This window comes from Bacillus swezeyi, from assembly GCF_030908325.1.
Classification (GTDB): domain Bacteria; phylum Bacillota; class Bacilli; order Bacillales; family Bacillaceae; genus Bacillus; species Bacillus swezeyi.
Map to the genome: position 1 here is coordinate 257,012 of NZ_CP133085.1, position 23,072 is coordinate 280,083.

At 45.2% G+C, this 23,072-nt stretch carries 20 protein-coding genes; 12 read left to right on the plus strand and 8 right to left on the minus strand.

Annotated elements, in window-relative coordinates:
• Nucleotides 1-35: 35 nt before the first annotated feature.
• Complete coding sequence (mmuP, locus tag RBH91_RS01490) at nucleotides 36-1,451, minus strand: S-methylmethionine permease (RefSeq protein ID WP_076757938.1); 1,416 nt, start codon at nucleotides 1,449-1,451, stop codon at nucleotides 36-38.
• Complete coding sequence (mmuM, locus tag RBH91_RS01495) at nucleotides 1,451-2,398, minus strand: homocysteine S-methyltransferase (RefSeq protein ID WP_307893207.1); 948 nt, start codon at nucleotides 2,396-2,398, stop codon at nucleotides 1,451-1,453. Before mmuM ends, mmuP begins: the two co-directional genes overlap by 1 nt.
• A gap of 242 nt (nucleotides 2,399-2,640) precedes the next feature.
• Between mmuM and chbG the strand changes: the two genes are divergently transcribed.
• From chbG to RBH91_RS01510, 3 genes are all read left to right on the plus strand, one after another.
• Nucleotides 2,641-3,381 carry a chitin disaccharide deacetylase gene (chbG, locus tag RBH91_RS01500; protein ID WP_076757944.1) on the plus strand — a complete coding sequence of 247 codons (741 nt, stop codon included), beginning with the start codon at nucleotides 2,641-2,643 and terminating at the stop codon, nucleotides 3,379-3,381.
• A 13-nt stretch (nucleotides 3,382-3,394) separates the two neighbouring features.
• Nucleotides 3,395-4,768 (plus strand): PTS transporter subunit EIIC, encoded by a 1,374-nt coding sequence (locus RBH91_RS01505; protein ID WP_307893208.1) that lies wholly within the window; start codon nucleotides 3,395-3,397, stop codon nucleotides 4,766-4,768.
• Nucleotides 4,769-5,158: 390 nt separating this feature from the next.
• A complete protein-coding gene (locus RBH91_RS01510; RefSeq protein ID WP_307893209.1) occupies nucleotides 5,159-5,932 on the plus strand; it encodes a MerR family transcriptional regulator in 774 nt (257 codons plus the stop codon).
• A gap of 49 nt (nucleotides 5,933-5,981) precedes the next feature.
• On the opposite strand, the gene RBH91_RS01515 is transcribed toward RBH91_RS01510, so the two are convergent.
• Together RBH91_RS01515 and RBH91_RS01520 are read right to left on the minus strand one after the other, a co-directional pair.
• Nucleotides 5,982-6,704 (minus strand): DUF421 domain-containing protein, encoded by a 723-nt coding sequence (locus RBH91_RS01515; RefSeq protein WP_307893210.1) that lies wholly within the window; start codon nucleotides 6,702-6,704, stop codon nucleotides 5,982-5,984.
• Nucleotides 6,692-7,402, minus strand: coding sequence for a gamma carbonic anhydrase family protein (locus RBH91_RS01520; RefSeq protein ID WP_076757949.1), 711 nt, complete (start codon nucleotides 7,400-7,402; stop codon nucleotides 6,692-6,694). Before RBH91_RS01520 ends, RBH91_RS01515 begins: the two co-directional genes overlap by 13 nt.
• Before the next feature lie 304 nt (nucleotides 7,403-7,706).
• On the opposite strand from RBH91_RS01520, the gene RBH91_RS01525 reads away from it, so the two are divergent.
• On the plus strand, nucleotides 7,707-9,848 hold the full coding sequence (locus tag RBH91_RS01525; RefSeq protein WP_307893212.1) for a SpaA isopeptide-forming pilin-related protein: 2,142 nt from the start codon (nucleotides 7,707-7,709) through the stop codon (nucleotides 9,846-9,848).
• A gap of 21 nt (nucleotides 9,849-9,869) precedes the next feature.
• On the opposite strand, the gene RBH91_RS01530 is transcribed toward RBH91_RS01525, so the two are convergent.
• Entirely contained in the window at nucleotides 9,870-10,268 is a 399-nt protein-coding gene (locus RBH91_RS01530) for a ribosomal maturation YjgA family protein (RefSeq protein ID WP_307893214.1), read from the minus strand.
• Between the two features lie 247 nt (nucleotides 10,269-10,515).
• On the opposite strand from RBH91_RS01530, the gene RBH91_RS01535 reads away from it, so the two are divergent.
• Nucleotides 10,516-11,241: a vWA domain-containing protein gene (locus RBH91_RS01535; RefSeq protein ID WP_076757952.1), complete on the plus strand. Its 726-nt coding sequence runs from the start codon at nucleotides 10,516-10,518 to the stop codon at nucleotides 11,239-11,241.
• A 283-nt stretch (nucleotides 11,242-11,524) separates the two neighbouring features.
• On the opposite strand, the gene RBH91_RS01540 is transcribed toward RBH91_RS01535, so the two are convergent.
• Together RBH91_RS01540 and RBH91_RS01545 are read right to left on the minus strand one after the other, a co-directional pair.
• Complete coding sequence (locus RBH91_RS01540) at nucleotides 11,525-12,955, minus strand: alanine/glycine:cation symporter family protein (protein WP_076757953.1); 1,431 nt, start codon at nucleotides 12,953-12,955, stop codon at nucleotides 11,525-11,527.
• A 27-nt stretch (nucleotides 12,956-12,982) separates the two neighbouring features.
• The gene (locus RBH91_RS01545) at nucleotides 12,983-13,966 is read right to left on the minus strand and encodes a glutaminase (RefSeq protein WP_307893215.1); all 984 of its coding nucleotides are present in this window, start codon (nucleotides 13,964-13,966) and stop codon (nucleotides 12,983-12,985) included.
• Between the two features lie 388 nt (nucleotides 13,967-14,354).
• Here RBH91_RS01545 and RBH91_RS01550 point away from each other — a divergent pair, with 388 nt between their 5' ends.
• The gene (locus RBH91_RS01550) at nucleotides 14,355-15,683 is read left to right on the plus strand and encodes a sensor histidine kinase (RefSeq protein WP_307893216.1); all 1,329 of its coding nucleotides are present in this window, start codon (nucleotides 14,355-14,357) and stop codon (nucleotides 15,681-15,683) included.
• A gap of 8 nt (nucleotides 15,684-15,691) precedes the next feature.
• Nucleotides 15,692-16,627: a response regulator gene (locus tag RBH91_RS01555; RefSeq protein WP_307893217.1), complete on the plus strand. Its 936-nt coding sequence runs from the start codon at nucleotides 15,692-15,694 to the stop codon at nucleotides 16,625-16,627.
• 48 nt (nucleotides 16,628-16,675) lie between these two features.
• Here the strand turns inward: RBH91_RS01555 and RBH91_RS01560 are convergent, their stop codons facing one another.
• On the minus strand, nucleotides 16,676-17,227 hold the full coding sequence (locus RBH91_RS01560) for a GNAT family N-acetyltransferase (protein ID WP_307893218.1): 552 nt from the start codon (nucleotides 17,225-17,227) through the stop codon (nucleotides 16,676-16,678).
• A gap of 375 nt (nucleotides 17,228-17,602) precedes the next feature.
• On the opposite strand from RBH91_RS01560, the gene RBH91_RS01565 reads away from it, so the two are divergent.
• From RBH91_RS01565 to gucD, 5 genes are all read left to right on the plus strand, one after another.
• Nucleotides 17,603-19,354, plus strand: coding sequence for an alkaline phosphatase PhoD (locus RBH91_RS01565; protein WP_307893219.1), 1,752 nt, complete (start codon nucleotides 17,603-17,605; stop codon nucleotides 19,352-19,354).
• 21 nt (nucleotides 19,355-19,375) lie between these two features.
• Nucleotides 19,376-19,588, plus strand: coding sequence for a twin-arginine translocase TatA/TatE family subunit (locus tag RBH91_RS01570; RefSeq protein WP_076757963.1), 213 nt, complete (start codon nucleotides 19,376-19,378; stop codon nucleotides 19,586-19,588).
• Nucleotides 19,589-19,663: 75 nt separating this feature from the next.
• Nucleotides 19,664-20,398: a twin-arginine translocase subunit TatC gene (gene tatC / locus RBH91_RS01575; protein ID WP_307893220.1), complete on the plus strand. Its 735-nt coding sequence runs from the start codon at nucleotides 19,664-19,666 to the stop codon at nucleotides 20,396-20,398.
• Between the two features lie 198 nt (nucleotides 20,399-20,596).
• Nucleotides 20,597-21,523: a 5-dehydro-4-deoxyglucarate dehydratase gene (gene kdgD / locus RBH91_RS01580; protein WP_307894614.1), complete on the plus strand. Its 927-nt coding sequence runs from the start codon at nucleotides 20,597-20,599 to the stop codon at nucleotides 21,521-21,523.
• Nucleotides 21,524-21,541: 18 nt separating this feature from the next.
• A complete protein-coding gene (gene gucD, locus RBH91_RS01585; protein WP_307893222.1) occupies nucleotides 21,542-23,008 on the plus strand; it encodes an alpha-ketoglutaric semialdehyde dehydrogenase GucD in 1,467 nt (488 codons plus the stop codon).
• The last annotated feature ends 64 nt before the right edge of the window (nucleotides 23,009-23,072 follow it).

The window sequence follows — 23,072 nt, forward strand, 5'->3', positions numbered from 1 at the left end:
TTCACTTTTTCCTCATATTCAGAGATCCAAACGTTTTATCCCGCATCCTTTACCTTTTCCGACACCTGCAAATGACTTTTTCCGTTTTTAACATAATAAATCAAGTAGCATAAGGCCATAAACGGCACACCGCAATAAAGGGCGATTCGCTGATTCGGATCAAATGCGATCCCGATGCAGGAAGCCAGGCATAACAGGAAAGCGGCAATCGGGACCGCAGGGTAAAGCGGTGTTCGGTATTTCAAATCGGCTGTGCTGTTTCCTTCAGCCAAAAAACGTCTGCGAAACATAAACTGTGAGGCCGCAATGCTCATCCAGACGACAACCACGGCAAAGCCTGAAATCGACACAAGGACAATATAAACCGAATCTGGTGCAAACACGCTTGAAAGCAGTGACAAAATACCTCCGATCATGCTGAAGATCAACGCGTTAAAAGGTATTCCCCTGGGTGTCAGCTTTTGAAAAACGGGATGCAGCGTGTTTTCTTTGGACAGTGACCACAGCATCCGGGAGCAGGCATATAAACCCGAATTGGCCGCGGAAAGCAAGGCCGTCAGAATGACAAAGTTCATGATATCGGCGGCATAGGGCACACCGATGCGGTCAAAAACGACAACGAACGGGCTTTTGATGACCCCGGCTTCTTTTATCGGAATCAGGCATGAGAGCACAACGATTGTACCGATGAAGAACAATACGAGTCTCCAAATTGTTGTTTTGATGGCTTTCGGAATGTTTTTTTCCGGGTCGGCGCTTTCTCCGGCCGCAATCCCGATCAGTTCTGTTCCCGAAAAGGCAAAGTTAACGGAAAGCATCGCCATAAAGATGGGAAGAAAACCGTTTGGAAATAGTCCGCCTTCTCCCGCAAAGTTTGATAACAGCGGGGCAGCATCGGCATTTTTCATCGGAATCATACCAAATATTGCGGCTCCTCCTAAAATAATAAACAATATAATAGCCAGCACTTTAATGCTTGAAAACCAAAACTCCGATTCTGCGAAAAACTTCACTGAGAAAGCATTTAACAAGAAAATCAAGGCAGCGAAGACGGTGCTCCACATCCAGACCGAAGTATCTGGGAACCAGCGCTGCATCAATAAGCCGGCAGCGGTGAATTCCGAGCCTAATGCGACAGCCCAGGTCAGCCAGTAAAGCCAGGCAACCGTGAATCCCGTTCCGGGTCCGATGAATTTGGCGGCGTACATGTGAAACGATCCTGTAACAGGCATGGCCACCGATAATTCTCCAAGACAAAGCATAACAAGATAAACGATAAGGGCGCCGACCAAGTAAGCCAGAATCGTTCCGGCCGGCCCGGCTTGAGAAATCGTGTAGCCCGAGCTTAAGAAAAGCCCTGTTCCGATGACACCTCCCAATGAAAGCATGACAAGGTGTCTGCTTTGCATTTTTCTTTGAAAGTTCTGACGATTACTGTTTGATTGTTCCATCATACCTCCAACTTTCTTGACCATTCAGCTACGGCTCTAATGTCTTCGGGCTTCGTTCTGCAGCAGCCGCCGATCAGCTGAGCGCCTGAGTCGTACCAGCGGCGGGCGCTTTCTCCGAAAGACTCGCTGCATGCATCCCCATGCCATGTCTTCGTCTCTGGATCGTACGCTTCCCCGGAATTCGGATAGACGATAATCGGTTTAGCTGTCTGTTTTTTTATTTCACCGATGAGTGAAGGAATGTGCTCGATCGGTGTACAGTTGATTCCCACGGCGGCGACTTGTTCATGCTGATCAAGCCATTTAGCGCAATCGGCAGCCCGCGTACCGTCGCTGATATGGCGCCCGTCCTTTGCGCTGAAACTGATCCACGCATGCGTGTCTGGGAATTCTTTTAATAAATGAACGATTGCTTTTGCTTCTGAAAGGCACGGTATTGTCTCACACGCTAAAATATCGGCACCGGCATTGATTAAAGCGCTCATGCGGTGCCTGTGAAAATCGGCCAATTCATCTTCTGTGACCTTATAATTTCCCTGATATTCGGAACCATCGGCAAGAAAGGCGCCGTAAGGACCTACTGAAGCGGCCACAATCGGTTTAGGCCGTCCTTCCCGGCTTTCTGGAACCGCCCAAAATTCGTCGCGCGCTTTTACAGCGAGACGAACCGATTCCTGTATGAGATGGAGTGCTTCTGCTTCATTGAGGCCTCGTTTTGTGAAGCCTTCTACCGTTGACTGGTAGCTGGCTGTAATCGCACAGTCTGCTCCCGCATGGAAATAATCCAAATGAACCTGCTTGATCAGATCGGGATTTTCCATGAGGATTTTGGCAGACCACAGGCTGTCATTCAAATCACAGCCATAGCGCTCAAGCTCAGTGGCCATTGCGCCGTCAAGGATGATTAAAGGAAATTTATTCAAAATGGACTGAATTGTGTTGGTCATCTTATTAAATGAGGCTCCGCCGTTCGAGACCCCAGCCCCCTTTCAGAGTTTTTAAAAATATATGAAAAATAGTTTAAAAGACGAGATAGCTTTTGTCAATCTACCGAAAATCGATTTTATAAACGATGATTGAGTATTTTTCCTTTTTAGGACTCAGAAATGATAAAACCGTCCGCAGGCGCATATTTTGATAAGAGCGGCAGGTAAATGAAGAGATGAATCAAAAGAAGGAGAATCAGCCGATGAAAAAATTAATAATCAATGCTGATGATTTTGGCTACTCAAGAGGTGTGAATTACGGAATTATTGATGCCCATAAGCTGGGGATTTTAACATCAGCCACATTCATGACGAATATGCCGGGCGCTGGTCATGCGGCCCGTCTTGCTCGTGAGTCTCCTGAATTGGGGGTCGGCGTCCACTTGGTCCTCACATGCGGAAGGCCGCTTTTGCCGGGTCATCGGACAATTGTTGATGCGAGAGGAAACTTTCGCGATCTCGCTTTTTATAAAGGGGCATTTACGATAGATGCTGATGAAGTCTATAACGAATGGAGAGCACAGATTGAAAAGTTTCTTGCTTTTGGCTTGGAGCCCGATCATTTGGACAGCCATCATCACATCAATGCTTATCCGGAGATTTCCGACGTATTTTTGACGCTTGCAAATGAGTATCGCCTGCCGGTCAGACATAATATGGAGACCAAAATGATGACAGAAAAAAATGTGAAAACGACGGACTTTTTTTCTCCTGTCCTTGAAGGCGCTTTAAAGGATGAAGAAGCCATCTCCTCGCTCTTTAAAGAGCATGATACGGTTGAGGTCATGACACATCCCGCTTATCTCGACAAAGAGCTGTTGGCTCACTCTTCATATACTTATCCGAGAGTCGATGAACTTGAATTTTTAACCGATCCGGACGTCGTCATCCGTGTGAACACGCTCAGGGATATCCAGCTTGTATCATTTAGGAATCTGACATAAGGAGAATACCGGAATGAAACACTTTCTTCAGTTATTAGGAAAGTCATTGCTGATTCCGATTACCGTCCTCCCGATCGCAGGTTTATTGCTCCGTCTTTCTGCGGAAGACATGCTTAATATTCCGCTTTTTCAGGCGTCAGGCGTCATTTTGAACAATATGGATGTGTTGATTTCCATTGGCATCGCCATGGGCCTGGCGAATGCCAAAAATAAAGGAATACCCGCTCTTACGGGATACTTGGCGATCGCCGTATTAAAAGAAGGGCTGGGTATCATGAATCCGGAACTTGACATGAGTGTGTTCGGAGGGGTGATTGCAGGTTTAACGGCAGCTTTCATCTTTAACAAATTTCAGCATACGCAGCTTCCAAGCATGTTCTCATTTTTTGGCGGAGAGAAGTTTCCGATTACCATGATCGTTTTGGTCATGATTCCCGTGGCGGGGCTGTTTTCCGTCGTTTGGCCTTATGCCCAGGCGGCGATCGATGCTTTTAGCCAGACGCTTGTGGGGCTCGGCGCTTTCGGGGTGTTCGTTTTCGGATTTCTCAACCGATTTTTGCTTCCATTCGGGCTTCACCATGTGATGAATACGTATGTTTATTTTGGACTCGGGCGTTATGAGACGGCTTCAGGAGAGGCGTTAACAGGAGAAATTACGCGGTTTTTAAATGGAGATCCGACAGCCGGATATTTTCTCGGCGGTTTTTTTATCACGATGATGTTCGGCATTCCGGCTATCGCATTGGCCATTTCACAGGCCGCAAGAAAAAGAAAAAAAGAAACGAAAGCATTGATGTCTTCTGGAGCTGCGACATCATTTATCACCGGTATCACGGAGCCGGTTGAATTTACGTTTTTATTTACTTCACCTTTATTGTACTTTCTTCATTCGATCTATACGGGGCTTGCCGGAGCAGTGCTCTGTTTGCTGGGGATTCGGCATGGCTTCTCATGGGGAGCGGGCGCCATCGATTATATGCTGAATCTTAATTTATCAGATGGCGGATTATTGATCATACCGGTCGGCCTTGCCTTTTTTGCCCTCTATTATGTTACGTTTTACTTTGTGATTACAAAGCGAAACGTTCCATTGATCGGAAGAGAACAGGAAACGCCTGGAGAAAATCAGCCGCATCAGTCTATGGCTGCAGGCATTCTCAAGCATATCGGCGGCCGTGAGAATGTTGTGGTATGTGAAAACTGTATGACCCGTTTGCGAATGAAATTAAAAGATACGTCATTGGCCGATGAAGCAAAACTAAAGCAATTAGGAGCGCACGGTGTGATCAAGATTGATCGGCATCATATCCAGATTGTGATCGGAACGGAAGCGGGCAATGTAAAAAAAGACTTGCAGAACATGATCGAAGAGCCTCCACCGCATTAAAATGGCACAAAACCAATGGATCGGCGGTTGTTTTTTTGCAAGTACTCAAAAATGAAACAAGGCTTTATACAGACAATCAGCTTTTGAATCGAAAAGCGGGTTTTAGGTTTCAATATCGTGAGATGAATCTGGAAATGCAGCCTTTTCCTTCTTACTGGTTCAAAAGAGGCTTTATTAAAAAAACGAGATTCTCTGGAGGAATGTAAATCATCAGCAGAGGTGCTGCCGTCATTCGCAACATGAAAAAAGTTGCGCGGACAAAAAACATGACTTTAAGGCATTCCGACGGCTCCATTATAGAATATGTGGAATTTTTGAACAAATAAGCTTGCACCTCCAGCAGCGTGAGGCGCTATGATTGATATGAATCGTCAGTAGGAGGTGTCTCATATGAAAAAAGATGAGTATTATTCGATCGGCGTTTTCTCGGAAATGACTGGAATATCCATTCGGACGCTCCATTATTACGATGAAATCGGCCTATTGAAACCTGAAAAACAGCCGGGTTCCGGCCGCCGTCTCTACACAGACAGGGATGCGATGGATTTGCAGAGAATGACATGTTTTAAGTTTCTAGGGTACAGTCTTGAACAAATTCGCGCTTTCATGGATGAATCCCGCTATGATGCCAGTCTGATTGAGGCGCTGCAGAAACAGAAAAGGGTGCTTGAGGAGAAAAAGGAGCATATTGAAACAGGATTGAAAGCGATCAGCCGGGCGATCCATCTGCTGGAGGAGGAAGGGGAAATGGACAGCTCGGTTTTCATGAGCCTGATGAGCAGCATTCAAACAGAGAAGGAGCAGCGCATATGGCTTGAACAGCAGATGTCAAAAAGCTTTGCTGACCAGTTATTTAATAAACCTGAAGAAGAGATGGCCAAATTGGATCAAGCGTTTATTCGTTTATCTAAGGAAGTCAAAAGGCTTAAGGGGAAGCCGGTTGATGATCCTGAGGTGCAGGAGATGGCCGACCGGCATATGAAGGCGAGTTTGGAATTTGTCGGAGAGGGCGTGCTGTCGTCATTAGGACAGATGGAGACGATAGAATCGCAGCAGCTGGCAAACAAGTTTCCATCGCCTTATACAAAAGAAGAAGAAGAGTGGCTGCAGCAAGTGTTCGAATATTATATGATTCACAATGACTACTGTTTTGAAAACGATTGATGAAAGGAAAAATCGGTTCCGGTGTCCGCCTAAAACATGCCGGAACTTTTTAATGCAATACCTCAGGTTCAACCTTCGTCGTATCATTATCCAGCGAAAAATGCAGTTCATGATTGTCATTTACAGAAGCGAAAAAAATCTCGTCGATTCGTTTGATCCCTTTCTTTTTCAACTGGTTTTTAAGCCAGCTTTCAGTCAAATTTAATTGGTAAAGGACAGACGTATACATTTTTCCGTCAACGATCACCGGATATGAGAATCCCCCGCGGCTCTTCTGAATCCCCAGATCTTCTACCGTGACTTCTGTTTTATTTGGCTTTTTGTATACCGTTAAATTTCCGTTTGCCTCTACAAACGCCATTTCAACATCACTGACATTGAAAATGTCTTTTTCCCGCAGCATTTGCAGAATATTATCGATTGAATATCTGATTCGCTTTAAATTGCCGACGATGAATGTTCCATTTTTGATGACGATGGTCGGTTCAAATGTAATCAGACGTCCCAGCAGCTTGTTTTTTATCATGATTTTTGAAGTCAGCCTTTGCAACAGGGCGATCGCCCAAATAGCAGCGGCAGTATGCAAATGTTCAATCCTTGGATCGGCAATATCAGCTCCTACAACGGCTCCCAGTGTAAGAATGATTAAAAAATCAAAGACGGGCATTTCCCCGATCGAGCGTTTTCCCATAAACAATGTGACGATTAGTAAAAGCGGCAGAATGGTGATGATTCGTCCATAAACGAGTAAAATTTCTTTCACTGTTTCCATTGTCTTTCTTCCTTTTTATAACTTTTTGCCAATTCAAGATTGGCGGCTGTGATTTTTGCATTCAGATCATGATATGGATAGGCATCGGTTATTTCAGGAAGCTGATTGGCATCCTCCTGGTTTGCAATCACTTGCCCTGCCGGAATATATCGTTTCGGCGGGATGGTAACACCGATGACTTTTGCCCCCGGTTCGATCACTGCATCTTCTTGAACATAAGCATCAAAAACAAGACTTTGCATACCGACAAAAACGTTTCCATCAATCCGGGCAGGGCCGTGAATTTGACATTGCGGGGCAAGTGAAACTTTTTCGCCTATGTAAATGGAATACGCTTCACGGTCTTTAAAAACGGAATGCTCTGTAATGGGATTGTGGTATTCATAGTTTTTTAAACCGTGCATGACCACTCCGTCCTGGATATTGCAATCATGGCCGATGAAGATTTTCAATCCCGTGTCTCCCCTGATCGATGAAAAAGGCCCGATCAAAACGTTTCGCCCGATTGTGACACTGCCGATAACTGATGCAAAATGATGGATATATGAGGATGCATCTATGTTTGGAATATCTGAGTCTTCATTGAATGAGGTGACCGTATTGGGACTGACATTGTCTTTTATCAGCATCTTTTCAAGAAACTTGCCGGCAAGCGACGAAACCGTTAATCCCAGGATAAGTTTGTTGCTCAACTTCATATTACCCGCCTCCTTTATTCAATAGTTTGTCTCTAAAACGGGATATTATTTAAGAAATTAGCCCGAGCAGAGGGATGAATCATAAGAAAAAAGCGCTATAAAGGGATTGAGGAAATAATCTGAATTTCTCTCAGAATTTTCTGGTAATTATGGTATGATGAAGCAGCAGGAGGGAGGTGTTTGATATTCTGGCATCTTCTTCAACACTCCATTGCCTGGTCTTCTTTTTTGATTCAGGTTAAGCCCTTCACTTCCTTTTTAGAAACGAATCTAAAACGCTTTTAAAAGAAAGGGAAGTGAGACCATGAATGTAAAGAAGCCATTTCTGCTGTTGACTGTTTTTCTGATGATTTTAAGCTCGCTATTCACTTTAACATCCCCTCGGGCATTGGCCGATACATTTGCCGGCGATCCCACTACGAAAGTAACCGGCTGGGCTTTTGATTCAAGCATTGGCGGCTATTTGCCGACAGAGCAGATTAAAGCGGCGGATGATCCGACAAGGCTGGCATACTGTCTGCAGCCGGGAAAAAGCTCGCCTGATCATACCGATATGCCGTCCAACGGACAGATGAGTGATAAGGTGTATCGCATATTATCATACGGTTATCCGAACGCAGCCCCTTCTGAGCTGGGCGTATCGAGCAAGGCAAAGGCTCACTATGCGACGCAAATGGCTGTTTGGATTGCGGTCGGTGAAGTAAAACAAAGCAGCCTTACATATCGTGATGAGAGTATTGAAGAAGCAGTTCATTCCCTTTTAGAGAAAGCGGAACATACAGATGATACACAGGACATCAAGGTTTCAGTGACGCCTGACCACGCAAAAGCGTCAATTCACGGAAACCATCTGATAACAGAGCCTTATACGGTAAAAAGTACTGCAACGGGTACATATACGGTATCGTTAAAAAATGCACCGAAACAAGCTGTGGTGACGGATACCGACGGAAACAAGAAAGATTTATTTAAAACAAATGAATCATTTAAAATCCTGCTGCCGAAAAATACCCCGACGTCAAATATGGAAGTGTTCATCGATGCGGAACTGAATCAATTCGTGACGATGAAGTATCTATCTGACGGCACTTATCAAGATGTTGTCTCATTATCAAGCGTAACGAAACATATTCAGGCAACTGCGGCGGCATCATGGGAGACAAAAGGCGCCATTCAAATTGTAAAAACGGATGAGGATCATACGCCTCTTTCTGGCGTAGCGTTTGATATTAAAAATGAGAGCGGTGAAAAAATAACTTCTGTTGTGACCGATGACAATGGACAAGCTATGGTTCATGATCTGCCATTGGGCCAATATACAGCGGTTGAAACAAAAACAAAGAAAGGATTTGTATTAAACCCTGACCCCAAAACTGTGGTCGTTCATACAGATGAAACCTCTACATTGACGTTTATCAACCAAAAGGTTTCCGGGAGCGTAAAGATCAAGAAGACGGATGAAAACGGCCATGATCTGAAAGGGGCTGAATTTACCCTGTTTAGAGAGAACGGGGAAAAGCTGAAAACCGCCGTCACAAATGAGAAAGGCGAAGCCTACTTTGACAATGTCGCCTATGGGCATTACACCGTTCAAGAAACAAAGACCCCGCGAGGCTTTGTGCCGGATGCGACCAAACATCCGCTCAATATCACGGAGCACAGGCAGGCTGTAGAGTTTCATATTGAGAACAAACATATCCGGGGTCATGCAGAGCTCATCAAGGTTGATGAAGAATCCCCGGAAAAAACGTTGAAGGGTGCGGTTTTTGAGCTGAAAAACGAAGATGGCGCTCTAATCGGCGAATATGAAACAGATGAGGACGGAAGAATTTCTGTTCAAGACTTAGCGTACGGCTCTTATACATTCACAGAGAAAAAAGCGCCTGCCGGTTATGTGCTAAACCCTGAGCCGCTTCGATTTTCGGTTTCAAAACTCGGTGAGACCGTAAAGCTGAAAGCATCCAATCGAAAGATCACCGGATCGCTTGAACTGACCAAAACGGATGCAGCCGATGGAAATACCCGTTTAAAAGGTGCGGAATTTGTCATTCATAATGAAGAAGGCGCAGAAATTGCGAGAGGAAAGACAGATGAAAACGGAGTCGCTCGTTTTGACAGACTTCCTTACGGGAAGTACACATACACGGAAACGATCGCCCCGAAAGGATATATTTTAAATGAAGAGACATTCGCATTTGAAATCAAAAAAGATGGGCAAATCGTAAAGCATGCGGTAGAGAATCATAAGGAAGAGACAAATACCGCAGCTCCTCCTGCCAAAAAGGATAGAGACACTGGACATGTCGAAAAAACAGGAGGCAACCTGCTGCCGAATACAGGAAATGACGGCCTGTATCGTGCTTTACTCATTGGACCCATCCTTCTTATTATCGGACTTGTCATGTTTGTTTTAAACTGTAAAAAGGCTCAAAATCAAAGGGTGTAAATCTTCCCCAAAAAGACAGCTTTACGGCTGTCTTTTTCTTGTGTGCATCATGCGTTCAAACATGGCTCCTGCTCCTGTGCCCAGCAGATAAGCCAATAAATCGCTCCATAAAAATCCGTACCCAAGGATGAGTCCTCCGAGCGGCGCAGCTCTCAAATCGTCAATCCATGGGGCGTGGTAAAGCTGGCTGAATTCAATCAAATAGCAAAATGAGAGTGCGGCAAGTGCAACGGTCTTCGTAGCGGCCCGACTGAACAAAAATCCAAAGCCGAAGAAAATCATCAGCGCCCAAAGAGCATCCCCTGCATATGAATTCACAATGTCCGGCAGCATGCCGGCCATTTTCCTCGATAATAATCCCGCCGCCATGGCTGCCAACGTCAGTGATGCCTGCCATATGCAGCTGCGTTTCTTTGTCATTTGGAACCTCATTTCTTGCATTCTTTTGTCTAAAGCATCTCTAAATTGATCATTCCCGCCACATTTCACCTGAGAACATGGCTTCAAACAGAGCCTATTTACATCCATTTTAGCATTGATTAACTAACTCTGAAGGAGGTTATCCAATTTAAGGTTTTTAGTTGATGGCAAACTGAAACTTTTGATATGCCGGACTCGTAAAAAACTGGTGTGATACAAGCGTTTTTTATAAAAAGGAGATTTGGAAATGACAATAGACCTGCAAAAGAAAAGTCTGAATATCGTTCTGGAGAAAAAACAATTAACCAGCGTGACGGCCAGAGTCGGCTTAGTGCTGGATATCACAGGTTCAATGAGAGGCCTCTATAAAAAAGGAACCGTGCAGAAGACCGTTGAAAGGCTGCTGGCTGTCGCCGATCGATTTGATGATGACGGTGTGCTTGATGTTTGGGTATATGACCACAAATTTTCGCGGTTGACTCCGGTGACAGAAAGGGATTTTTCTGGGTATGTAAACAGGGAAATCATCGAAAATGATTCAGTGCATAAGTTTGGAAGGAATAATGAGCCGCCGGTTATGAAAGATGTTTTACAAAAATATACGGTTGAAGAGCCGAGCTCATATCCTGCTTTTATCATTTTTATCAATGACGGCGGCTGTAAAAAGTCAATCAAACCTATTATAGAAGCGTCCTCAGATCAACCATTATTCTGGCAGTTTGTCGGGATTGGGAGTGGAAACTTCGATTTTCTTAAAAAACTAGATACGATGGAGGGCCGATATGTCGACAACGCCAATTTTATCCAAATCGAAGATATTGACAGACTTTCAGATAACGAATTATATGACTCGCTTCTCAATGAATTTCCCAAATGGCTAAACGAAGCAAAACAGAAAGGTATTTTAAAAGAGGAGGCGAAGCCCAAGAAGCCGAAAAAAAGAGGGATTTTCAGCATGCTGTTTAGAAGATAAAAAAGCCGCCTTACCAGGGCGGCCTCAGCGTGTCGACAAACCCTCGCATTCGTTGTCAGGTCTGCACGTCGGTGCTCATGTTCAAGGAAGGAACGGCGGGCTAATCGCTCAGGCGTCCTGCCTGAACGCCGCCGTCATCACGTCCTGTGAAAGCCCGATGCTCGTCATTCCTAGACTGCAAGGGTTTTCAATCACGCTGAAAGGATGACAAAATCCTAAAACTTTAAACCGTTTTAGGATTTTGTCAACAATCTGAAGCCGCCTTACCAGGGCGGCCTGTTATTTACATCGCATTTTTGCGTTTAGCATCTTGGGCAGTTTCGGAGTGTTCCCAGCATTCGATGCTTTCATGGTTTTCAATGACATCTTTATAAAAGACCGGATCTTTGCCGGCTTTTCGCTGCTTTACATAGTCTTTCAAGGCGGCGAATGCCACTTTGGACAGCAGGAAAATCGCAATCAAGTTGACGATGACCATAAAGCCCATAAACAAATCGGCCAGATCCCAGACAAGCTGAACCTTTGATACAGAGCCGAAGATAACCATGGCAAGGACACAGATTCTGTAAACCATCAGCCAAGCTTTATTCGTATGCAGGAATTCAATATTTGTTTCCCCATAGTAATAATTGCCGATTAAGGTGCTGAACGAGAACAAAAACACCATGATGGCGAGAAAGCCTGATGCCCATGCGCCGATGTGGGTGCTGAGGGCTGCTTGCGTCAATTCGATGCCGCTCAGTTCCGGCTGTTTGTATGCATCGGAAAATAAGATGATAAAGGCTGTGCTTGAACAGATGACCAATGTGCTTGTAAAGACCCCCAAAGCCTGGACAAGACCCTGTTTGACCGGATGGCTCGTTGTCGCCGCCGCCGCTGCATTCGGCGCGCTCCCCATCCCTGCTTCATTTGAAAAGAGACCGCGCTTGATTCCGTTCATCAGCGCCGCACCGACGGCTCCGCCTGCGGCTTGTTCAAGGCCGAATGCATGTCCCACAATCAAAGAGATGACTTCCGGCAGTTTCGTAATGTTCATCAGCATCACGAATACGGCCACACCAATATACAAAACAGCGAGAAAAACGACAATATATTCAGATAATTTGGCGATGCGTTTGATTCCGCCAAAGGTAATGATGCCGAACGCGATGGTGATGATGATACCCAGCGTCAGGCGGTCTGTACCGAATGAATTTTCAAAGGCAACCGTTATCGTATTGGATTGGACGGCGTTAAACACGATACCGAACGACAAGGTGATGAGCACGGCAAACAGTGCACCCATCCAGCGTTTTTTGAGCCCTTTTTCCATATAATAAGCAGGGCCTCCGCGGAAGCCGTTTTTGTCCTTCACTTTATAGATCTGCGCCAGCGTGCTTTCGACAAAGCTTGAAGCCGAACCGATAATGGCGATGACCCACATCCAAAAGATGGCCCCGGGCCCGCCTAAGGCGATCGCAATCGCAATCCCCGTAATATTGCCTGTCCCCACACGGGCAGCCATGCTGATGCAAAATGCCTGGAACGGTGATATTCCATTTTTATCAGGCGCTCCTTCTCTTAGAACCCGAAACATCTCTTTCAGTAAACCTACTTGAAAGAACTTCGATTTAAACGTAAAAAATAATCCTAAAGAAAGAAGCATGATAATTAAAAGTTTTGACCAAAGAAAATCATTTGTGACACCGATGACTTCTTGAAGGAATTGCTGCATACTTTCACCTCTTTTTTCGTTTTATCTTCAAAAAATGCTAAGATCCCATTCCTGGGCCATATGTTTTAAAAGCATTCCGCCTGTTACGCTGTTGCCGCACTCATCAATGGCCGGTCCGTAGATGCCGATTCCGCATCCGGTCTGAAAAGGCTGTTCCCTTTTCAGGCTGGCAGGCACCGCACACATGATTCCGCCGGAAACGCCGCTTTTTGCGGGAATACCGACAAAGGCTGCGAATTTACCTGATGCATTGTACATGCCGCATGTCAGCATTAAAGCTTTTGTCAGTTTTGCGACATCCTTTGGAATAACTTGTTCGCCGCGGAAAGGATGATATCCGTCGTTTGATAGAATCATGCCAATCAGGGCGATATCCTCGGTGCTTCCTTCCATGGCGCATTGTTTAAGGTAAACCTCAAGCGTTTGTTCGACATCGGCTTCCAAAAACCCGGTTTCTTTCAAATAATGAGCCAAAGCTCTGTTCCGATGGGCGGTCTGCCATTCTGACTGAAAGACTTCCTCATTGATGACAGGGCGTTTTCCGATCATTTTTTCAATGGTTGAATAAAGCGAATCTGTTTTCTCCCGAGCGGTTTCTCCCGGCAGAATCGAAGCGATAGTCAGCGCTCCGGCGTTGATCATTGGATTAAACGGCTTTCCCGGTTTATGCATCTCAAGGCGGATGATGGAATTAAACGCATCTCCTGTCGGTTCTACATCGACACGGTCTAATACATACGAAATTCCCCTCGTCAAACAAGCGGCGGTAAAACTGATCACCTTAGAGATGCTTTGCAGTGTAAAGGGGACATCCCAATCCCCCGATGTGATCATGGTTTGATCAGAGCCAATGACGCAAATGCCGAGCTGACTCGAATCGATTTTTCCTAAAGCAGGGATATATTCGGCGTTGCGTCCGCTGACGGAAAAAGGACGATAGTGTTCGACTAAATTCTCAAGGCGTGATTGCCAGAAATCGGCGTCATAACGTTCTTTTACAGCTTCATTCATCGAAATTCCTCCAATCTGACCTTTGATAAAGTCGCAAGCTTACTGAAAAATACGGGACTCTGTTAGCGGCGATTTAGGCATGGCGGCAGCGAGCAAAAGGGGTATTGCCGCTGCCGCGATGATTGATTCAGAGTCTGTTCTTTCCTGGGTAAAAGGGGTTTGGATAAACACAAGGGAGTGATTTGCGGGAAAATATAAGCGTTTTCAAATTGAGAAAATATAAATTCAATTTATAATAGAACCTACAAGATCATACAAAAAACGACAAAGTTAATTAAAAAATAAGCCGATGGATTTAAAAATCGAATGGACAGTGGGTAAAATGGGAGTTGCGAATAATGTTCAATTAACGTCAAAATAAAGCAACACAGTATAATGGGGGATCAGCATGTTTGGTGAAAAATGGGGAAATTTGATTAAGAAGGTCGGCCAGCTTGTCAAAAAAGACGGCTATATTTTGTTGTTGATGCTTTTAACGGTGCCGCTTGCAGGTGAACTGAAGTTCTACCCCCTGAATGAGACCTTTCGCATTAGTTTTGGCGTACCGACATTTTTCTTTTTTTTGCTGCTGTTAAGAAATGTACCGGCTGTGCTGCCTGGTCTGTTAACCGGTGCGGCGATTGTCGCCTTTCGGGTGCTGCTTGACGTTCTCGGCCGGGAAAATGCCGATTGGCTGTCAGCCTTTTATCACCATTATCCAACTTTTTTCTTTTATTTCACGTATGCTTTTCTGTTTTATTTGGCAAAGGTGAAACGATTTCAATATCGGCCGATTTTCATTGGGTTTCTCGGTTTTGCCATTGAAATCATTGCAGACGGAGCGGAATTAACCGTTCAATATTTGACATTCGCATCCACCGTCACACCGGAGAAAATACGCGATATCATGGCGATTGCCTTTTCCCACAGTTTTATCGTGTTGAGCTTTTTTAATGTTATGAAGCTGTATGAGTCACAATCAAGGGAAAAGCAAATCCGTGAACAAAATGAGCATATGCTGATGATCATTTCAAACTTATATGAAGAAACCATTCATTTAAAAAAAACGCTGAAAAACACAGAGCAGATCACAAATGATTCCTATCAGCTGTACCGGCTCCTGAATAAACGCAGCCGGGAAAATCCTTTAGAGCAATCGCTCAGCCAGAAGGTGTTGAGGCTTGCAGGTGAAATTCACGAAGTCAAAAAGGATAATCAGCGTATTTTTGCCGGACTTTCCAAATTAATCTCTAATGAAAACTTCAGAGATTATATGAATGCGGATGATTTGGTCCGCCTTGTGATTGGAATTAATCACAAGTATGCCGAATCGCTTGGAAAGGATATAGACTTTCAATATACAATTTCGGGAGAACATCCGAAATACCATGTTTATACAATATTGTCGATGATCAATAATGTAATGGCCAATGCAGTGGAGGCTATTGAAGAAACCGGCTGCATCCGTCTCAGCCTCTATCGGAGCGGCGAAGGAATGATGGAATGCCAAGTGGAGGATGACGGACCCGGCATTCCCGAGAAAATCGGAGATGTGGTGTTTGAGCCTGGATATACTTCAAAGTATGATGAGTTTGGCACCCCTTCAACAGGAATCGGACTTTCTTATGTAAAGGAAGCTGTCGAAGAGCTTGGAGGCGGAATCGCATTCCGCAGTCATCCGAACGGTGTCGTTTTTTCGATCAGACTTCCCATTCAACCATTGATTCAGAAAGGGTGAACCACCTTATGCGTTTTTTTATCGCTGATGATGACCGTGCTGTACGATCCATTTTAAAGCAAATTATTGAAGACGAAGATTTGGGAGAGGCAGCCGGTGAAGCGGAGGACGGCTGTCAATTAGAAGGACATGTTTTAAATTTGCAGCAAATTGACATTTTATTTGTCGATCTTTTAATGCCGATTCGTGACGGGATCGAGACGATCCGCCATTTACAGGGGTCTTTTTCAGGAAAAATCATCATGATCTCCCAGGTCGAATCAAAAGAAATGATCGGTGAGGCGTACTCTCTCGGGATCGAATATTATATCCATAAACCGATTAACAGAATTGAAATTTTAAATGTCATTCAAAAAGTCAAGGAACGGATTGACCTTGAACGATCGATTCAAGATATACAGTCTTCTTTAAATCGTCTCGTCAATGTGAATGGCGGACGAAGAAACGCGCTGAGAGAAAAAAGCATTCAGGAAACGGGGGAATTTCTCCTTTCTGAGCTTGGCATCGTCGGTGAAAGCGGATCTAAAGATTTAATTGCCATCCTTCAATATTTATTTGATGATGAACAAACATCACTATACGAAAAGAATTTTCCTCCGCTTAAACACATTTTTATCAAGATCGCAGAGGAAAAGCTTGGACCAGCCGCTTCCCCCGTAGATATCAACCGGGAGGTCAAAGCGTCTGAGCAGCGGATACGGCGGGCTATCAGCCATTCGTTAAATCACTTTGCATCACTCGGTTTAACAGACTTTTCAAATCCGAAGTTTGAAAGCTATGCTTCAAGGTTTTTTGACTTTACAGTCATCAGCAAAAAAATGAAAGAGCTGCAAAAAGACTCCGCTGCTGCAATGACGTCCGCACGAGTCAATACAAAAAAATTCATTCAAGTCTTCTTTTTAGAAGCCAAGCGCTTGAATGAGAGCGCCGGAAAAAGAGGCTGAAGAAAAAGGCTTCCTCGAACCTCGAGGAAGCCTTTATTTATTCATGTGTTATCTGAGAGTCTCTTCCTCCGCATATTCTTTCTTGAGCAGCGAAAACATGTACACATCTATCAGCACACCTTTCGCTCTCTCATACTCTCTTAAAAGACCTTCCTTCTGAAAGGATAATTGCTGAAGAAGCTTGATTGAAGGCGTGTTTTCAGGCTCTACTTTCGCTTCAATCCGGTTGAGGCCCATCTCTGTGAAGCCATGATGAATCAGCTCTTTGACGGCTTCAGAAGCAAAGCCTTTTCCCCAATGGCTCCTTCCTAAATCATAGCCGATCTCAGCCCTGCTGTTTTCTTGATCAATCATGTTAAAACCGCATGTTCCGATTACCTCATTCGTTTCTTTTGATACGATTGAAAAGCGGTTTGCCTGCCCTTCTAGGCTTAAATCGCTGATCATTTTGATCATCTCTCTCGCTTGGGCGGCGCTTGTGAAAGGTGAGATGTTCATATATTTAGTGACTTCACGGTCTGACCAGTAATGATAGAGGATCTCCGCATCCTCGATTATCATTTCTCTCAACATCAATCTTTCAGTATAAAGCGTTTCCATGGTCTTGCCTCCTAAAGTTATCGATTTTGTATGTTTAGGAATAGTTAAAAGACCATTTATCTATCTGCGCATTGTTCATTCCCTTCTATGACTTGATTACTTTATTTTACCATGATGCGCATTTTTTTGTTGTCTCTCTTTAAAGAAAATGTGAAGAAAAACGGGAGAATAGATCTGCGGGAAACGACCGGGTTTTTGTCGAAATCATAGGCGGAACGATTGGTTTTCGACAAATTTTGATATGGTCCAAGGCGATGTGACTTGATCATCCATGTATCTCGTCTTATCTTCGATTTACAATACTTTACAGTATATTAACAAACACTCCCTATAATAGAACCCGATCAATCATTTGTATAGAGAGGGGTAATACGAATGACACAAGAAGGGCCGCTGGAGGACTGGATCAAGAAGCTGAATGAGGAAAATTTGAAAGAAAATACGTTTGACCGCCGCCGTTTTATTCAGGGAGCCGGCAAAATCGCCGGGCTTTCGCTCGGGCTTGCGATCGCACAATCGATGGGAGCAATGGAAGTCAATGCGGCACCGAGATTTTCTGAGTATCCTTTCACACTTGGTGTTGCATCTGGAGATCCACTTTCAGACAGTGTCGTTTTGTGGACAAGATTGGCGCCTGATCCGCTTAATGGGGGCGGTATGCCGAACGAAGCCGTATCTGTGAAATGGGAGATTGCAAATGATGAACGCTTCCGCCATATCGTCAAACACGGGACGGAAAAGGCGACACCGCATCTTGCCCATTCGGTCCATGCCGAGGTATCGGGGCTGAAGCCTGACCATATATACTATTACCGCTTTAAATGCGGCAACCAGATAAGCCCGGTTGGAAAAACAAAAACGCTTCCGGCGCCGGGATCGGATGTGTCTAAATTAACATTCGCTTTCGCTTCATGCCAGCAGTATGAACACGGCTACTATACCGCCTATAAGCATATGGCAAAAGAAAAGCTCGATCTCGTATTTCATCTCGGAGACTATATTTATGAATACGGCCCGAATGAATATGTATCGAAAACCGGTAATGTCAGAACACATAGCGGTCCGGAAATTATGTCGCTTCTTGATTACCGCAACCGCCATGCCCAATACCGTTCCGATGCGAACTTGAAAGCGGCTCATGCCGCATTCCCTTGGGTTGTGACATGGGATGACCATGAAGTGGAAAACAACTATGCAAATGTGATCCCTGAAAAAGGCCAATCTGTTGAAGCATTTATCAAACGCCGTGCGGCTGCATATCAAGCTTACTATGAGCATATGCCGCTCCGCCGCAAATCTCTGCCAAACGGTCCTGATATGCAATTATACCGGAATTTTTCTTATGGCAATTTGGCTGATATCAATGTTCTTGATACCCGCCAATATCGTGATGACCAGGCAAATGGCGATGGAAACAAACCCCCTTCCGATGAATCAAATGATCCGAAGCGGACGCTGCTTGGAGCCGAACAGGAGGCTTGGCTGTTTGACAATCTAGGCCGTTCTCAAGCACATTGGAATATTCTTGCGCAGCAGATTTTCTTTGCCCAATGGAATTTTGGGACGAGCTCGGCACCGGTTTACAGTATGGATTCATGGGACGGATATCCTGCTCAGCGCAAACGAATCATCGACTTTATCAAAGCTAAAAACATGAATAACATTGTCGTCCTGACCGGCGATGTTCATGCAAGCTGGGCAAACAATCTGCTTATCGATTTTGACGATTCGAAATCAGCCATCTTTGGAGCGGAATTCGTCGGTACATCGATTACATCGGGAGGAAACGGCGCGGATAAAAGGGCGGATACCGATAAGATTTTATCGAATAATCCCCACATTCAATTTTTCAATGACTACCGCGGCTATGTGCGCTGTACGGTTACACCTGAGGAGTGGCGGGCCGACTACCGCGTCGTTCCATTTGTGACAGAGCCGGGCGCTGCGATTTCGACAAGGGCTTCATATGTTTACCATAAAGACCATACAGGTTTAAAACGGACAGCTTCCAATATCGTCCCGGGAGGCGTGAAAAAATCGAACGAAGTCGAAGAAGACCGCTTTACGGAACACACTAGAGCCCATCAAAAACAAATGAAGCAACAGCAGAAAAAAGTAACCCAGTAATCTATGAAAGGATGACGGCAAATGCTTTCTAATATCGGTATTCCGGGTCTCATTTTGGTGCTTGTGATTGCATTGATCATTTTCGGCCCTTCAAAGCTCCCCGAGATCGGCCGGGCTTTTGGCAAAACGCTGACCGAATTTAAAAGTGCGACCAAATCTTTGGTATCTTCTGATGACAATGAAACCGGAGAGGCACCTGAGCTAAAAAAGAAGCGAGATCAATCGGCAGGATGAATGAAGGCGGGCGGGTGATCCCGTCTGCTTCTTTTTCTAATTAGACATGTAAAGATAAGCGGGAGGCATCAAAAGATGAAAAGCGGGGAAACACATTTGATCGACCATCTCGAAGAACTTCGGCAGCGGATCATCAAAACGCTGCTGACATTTATTCTGTTTCTCATCACGGGTTTTTTGTTTGTACAGGACGTTTATGACTGGCTGATCAGAGACCTTGACGCCAAGCTTGCCGTCTTGGGGCCTGGGGATATTTTGTGGGTATATATGATGATATCTGGGGTTTTGGCGATTGCGGCAACGATACCTGTCGCTGCCTTTCAGACATGGCGGTTTGTGGCCCCGGCGCTGAGCGAACACGAGCGGAGGGTGGCTTTATTTTATATCCCCGGACTGTTGATCTTTTTTATTCTGGGGGTTTTGTTCGGTTATTTCGTACTGTTTCCGCTCGTTCTTCAATTTTTGATCAATCTTTCTGCCGGCCATTTTCAAACGGTGTTTACGGCGGAACGTTATTTCCGTTTTATGATCAATCTGACGCTGCCATTTGGCTTTTTATTTGAAATGCCCCTCATCGTCATGTTTTTAACGAGTTTGGGGATCTTAAATCCGACCAGGCTTGCAAAAATGAGAAAAATCTCCTATTTTGCGCTAATCGTCATATCGGTTGTGATCACGCCCCCGGATTTTATTTCAGACGTCTTGGTGATCGTGCCGCTTCTTGTTTTATATGAATTAAGCATTTCTTTATCAGCATTTATTTACAGGAAAAAAATCGCTGGAGAAACAGGGGCTGAGGCCCGAGGCTGAAGGACAGGTTGTCTTCAGTCTCTTTTTTTTTGCCATAATTTGAAAAATCAGAAAATAAAGATATTGACAATTTGTTCATTTGTCTTACAATTAAACAAAAAGATAAATGAAGGAGGTTAGGATGCAGATTAATTGGCGTTTCAGCTAAATAACAACGCTTTCGTAAACATGGAAAATGACGACAGGGAGATGACGTATATGGGTCAAATTCGAAAGGCGCCGGAAGGAATATTGGGTTTTCCTGTAGCGCCCTTTAATGGGCAGGGGAAATTGGAGGAAGAAGCGCTTTATCAGAACATCCAATTTTTGTTGGATGAAGGGCTTGAAGCGATTTTCATCGCTTGCGGCTCAGGGGAATTCCACTCTCTCAGCGGGAAGGAATATGAACAAATGGTCGAAATCGCCGTGTCGGCAGCAGGCGGAAAGGTGCCGGTATACACCGGGGTGGGCGGAAATTTGAGCACCGCGTTGGAATGGACGCGAATTTCCGAGGATAAAGGGGCTGACGGCTATTTGATTCTGCCGCCGTATTTAATTCACGGCGAGCAGGAAGGCCTTTACCAGTATACGAAAACGATCATTGAAAGCACAGACTTAAATGCGATTATTTATCAGCGCGATAATGCAGTCCTGACGCTAGAACAGATACAGCGCCTCACAGAACTCGAGCAGCTTGTCGGGCTTAAAGACGGGATAGGAGATATGGCCTTGAATATCAGCTTGTCCTATACACTGGGAGACCGGCTGGGCTGGCTCAACGGAATGCCGATGGCTGAGGTCACGATGCCGGCATATGCTCCGATTGGCTTTACATCATACTCTTCAGCGATTTCCAACTATATTCCCCATATTTCAAGAATGTTTTACGAGGCATTATTAAACGGAAATGTTCAGCTGGTGAGGGAGATTTATCAGCATGTCATTATGCCAATCAATGAAATCCGCAAACAGCGAAAGGGCTATGCCGTGTCCCTGATTAAAGCAGGCATGGAAATCATGGGGCTTCATGCGAAAAACACCGCGAGGCCGCCGATTGTTCCGGTAGAAAAAGAACATTGCCGGCAGCTCGAAAACATATTGGAAAGCGCAATGGGGCGTTTTCCGAAAAAAACCGCTGCCATATAAACAAAAGGAGGTATGGAGATGTCTGTTGCAACTGAAAACAAAACTTATTTCAATTTTATCAATGGCCGATGGGTGAAGGCCGAATCAGGCGGTATGGAACAGAGTGTGAATCCGGCTGATATACGCGATGTCGTCGGACTTGTGCAAAAATCCTCGGAACAAGACGTTGACAGGGCAGTTGAGGCTGCGATGCAAGCGAAAACAGATTGGAGAAAGCTGTCGGGAGCGGAGCGGGGACAATACCTATACAAAACAGCCGACATCATGGAACAGCGCCTTGATGAAATTGCGGAATGTGCGACACGGGAAATGGGAAAACCGCTGCCTGAAGCAAAAGGAGAAACAGCCCGGGGGATCGCCATTCTCCGATACTATGCCGGAGAAGGCATGCGTAAAACAGGCGATGTCATTCCGTCGACTGACAAATCCGCTTTCATGTACACCGACAGGGTTCCGCTCGGAGTCGTCGGCGTGATCTCGCCTTGGAATTTTCCGGTCGCGATCCCCATTTGGAAAATGGCACCGGCTCTGATCTATGGAAACACAATTGTCATCAAGCCGGCAACGGAAACAGCGGTCACTTGTCTAAAGGTCATATCCTGTTTTGAAGAAGCCGGAATTCCCTTTGGAGTCGTCAATGCGGTGACAGGTCCGGGGTCTGCAGCCGGCCGTCGGCTTGCAGAGCACCCTGATGTGAACGGCATTACATTTACGGGGTCTAATCAAACAGGAAAAACAATCGGACGGACGGCTTTTGAACGCGGGGCGAAGTACCAGCTTGAAATGGGAGGCAAAAACCCTGTGATCATAGCAAATGATGCCGATCTTGATCTTGCGGTTGAAGCTGTGATCAGCGGTGCGTTTCGCTCAACAGGCCAAAAATGTACGGCAACGAGCCGCATCATTGTATTAAGCGATATTTATGACCTTTTTAAAGAAAAGCTGCTCCAGCAAACAAAAAAGATTACAATCGGCGACAGCTTAAAGGAGGATGTGTGGATGGGACCGATCGCCAGCAAACAGCAGCTCGACAACTGTCTGTCCTATATTGAAAAAGGCAAACAAGAAGGAGCAGATCTTATTTTCGGCGGTGAAAGGCTGACCGCCGGGAAATATGAAAACGGCTATTATATCCGGCCTGCCATTTTTGATCATGTCACATCCCGCATGTCCATCGCGCAAGAGGAAATATTCGGTCCTGTCATCGCTTTAATCAAAACGGATACACTGCCGGAAGCTTTGGAGACAGCCAATGACGTCGAATTTGGTTTGAGCGCCTCCATTTTCACGCAAAACATCGGCCATATGCTGTCATTCATAGAGGATATTGAAGCCGGGCTCATTCGGGTGAACGCAGAAAGCGCAGGCGTCGAACTTCAGGCGCCATTTGGCGGTGTCAAACGATCCAGTTCACATTCACGGGAACAGGGTGAGGCAGCCAAAGAATTTTTCACAGCTGTAAAAACCGTGTTTATCAAATCGTAATTTAATCGGAAAGAGGGCCCCCTCTTTCCGGAGTCTTGAACTTGAAAACCTCCTTCCGTACAAA

What these genes read in the sequence shown, in the direction of transcription:
- RBH91_RS01545 (WP_307893215.1), bottom strand. Translation starts at nt 13,966, where the DNA reads ATGAATGAAGCTGTAAAAGAACGTTATGACGCCGATTTCTGGCAATCA.
- RBH91_RS01565 (WP_307893219.1), top strand. Translation starts at nt 17,603, where the DNA reads ATGACACAAGAAGGGCCGCTGGAGGACTGGATCAAGAAGCTGAATGAG.
- RBH91_RS01555 (WP_307893217.1), top strand. Translation starts at nt 15,692, where the DNA reads ATGCGTTTTTTTATCGCTGATGATGACCGTGCTGTACGATCCATTTTA.
- tatC (WP_307893220.1), top strand. Translation starts at nt 19,664, where the DNA reads ATGAAAAGCGGGGAAACACATTTGATCGACCATCTCGAAGAACTTCGG.
- RBH91_RS01515 (WP_307893210.1), bottom strand. Translation starts at nt 6,704, where the DNA reads ATGGAAACAGTGAAAGAAATTTTACTCGTTTATGGACGAATCATCACC.
- mmuM (WP_307893207.1), bottom strand. Translation starts at nt 2,398, where the DNA reads ATGACCAACACAATTCAGTCCATTTTGAATAAATTTCCTTTAATCATC.
- mmuP (WP_076757938.1), bottom strand. Translation starts at nt 1,451, where the DNA reads ATGGAACAATCAAACAGTAATCGTCAGAACTTTCAAAGAAAAATGCAA.
- RBH91_RS01530 (WP_307893214.1), bottom strand. Translation starts at nt 10,268, where the DNA reads ATGACAAAGAAACGCAGCTGCATATGGCAGGCATCACTGACGTTGGCA.
- RBH91_RS01505 (WP_307893208.1), top strand. Translation starts at nt 3,395, where the DNA reads ATGAAACACTTTCTTCAGTTATTAGGAAAGTCATTGCTGATTCCGATT.
- RBH91_RS01560 (WP_307893218.1), bottom strand. Translation starts at nt 17,227, where the DNA reads ATGGAAACGCTTTATACTGAAAGATTGATGTTGAGAGAAATGATAATC.
- RBH91_RS01535 (WP_076757952.1), top strand. Translation starts at nt 10,516, where the DNA reads ATGACAATAGACCTGCAAAAGAAAAGTCTGAATATCGTTCTGGAGAAA.
- RBH91_RS01510 (WP_307893209.1), top strand. Translation starts at nt 5,159, where the DNA reads ATGAAAAAAGATGAGTATTATTCGATCGGCGTTTTCTCGGAAATGACT.
- RBH91_RS01570 (WP_076757963.1), top strand. Translation starts at nt 19,376, where the DNA reads ATGCTTTCTAATATCGGTATTCCGGGTCTCATTTTGGTGCTTGTGATT.
- RBH91_RS01520 (WP_076757949.1), bottom strand. Translation starts at nt 7,402, where the DNA reads ATGAAGTTGAGCAACAAACTTATCCTGGGATTAACGGTTTCGTCGCTT.
- RBH91_RS01540 (WP_076757953.1), bottom strand. Translation starts at nt 12,955, where the DNA reads ATGCAGCAATTCCTTCAAGAAGTCATCGGTGTCACAAATGATTTTCTT.
- RBH91_RS01550 (WP_307893216.1), top strand. Translation starts at nt 14,355, where the DNA reads ATGTTTGGTGAAAAATGGGGAAATTTGATTAAGAAGGTCGGCCAGCTT.
- kdgD (WP_307894614.1), top strand. Translation starts at nt 20,597, where the DNA reads ATGGGTCAAATTCGAAAGGCGCCGGAAGGAATATTGGGTTTTCCTGTA.
- RBH91_RS01525 (WP_307893212.1), top strand. Translation starts at nt 7,707, where the DNA reads ATGAATGTAAAGAAGCCATTTCTGCTGTTGACTGTTTTTCTGATGATT.
- gucD (WP_307893222.1), top strand. Translation starts at nt 21,542, where the DNA reads ATGTCTGTTGCAACTGAAAACAAAACTTATTTCAATTTTATCAATGGC.
- chbG (WP_076757944.1), top strand. Translation starts at nt 2,641, where the DNA reads ATGAAAAAATTAATAATCAATGCTGATGATTTTGGCTACTCAAGAGGT.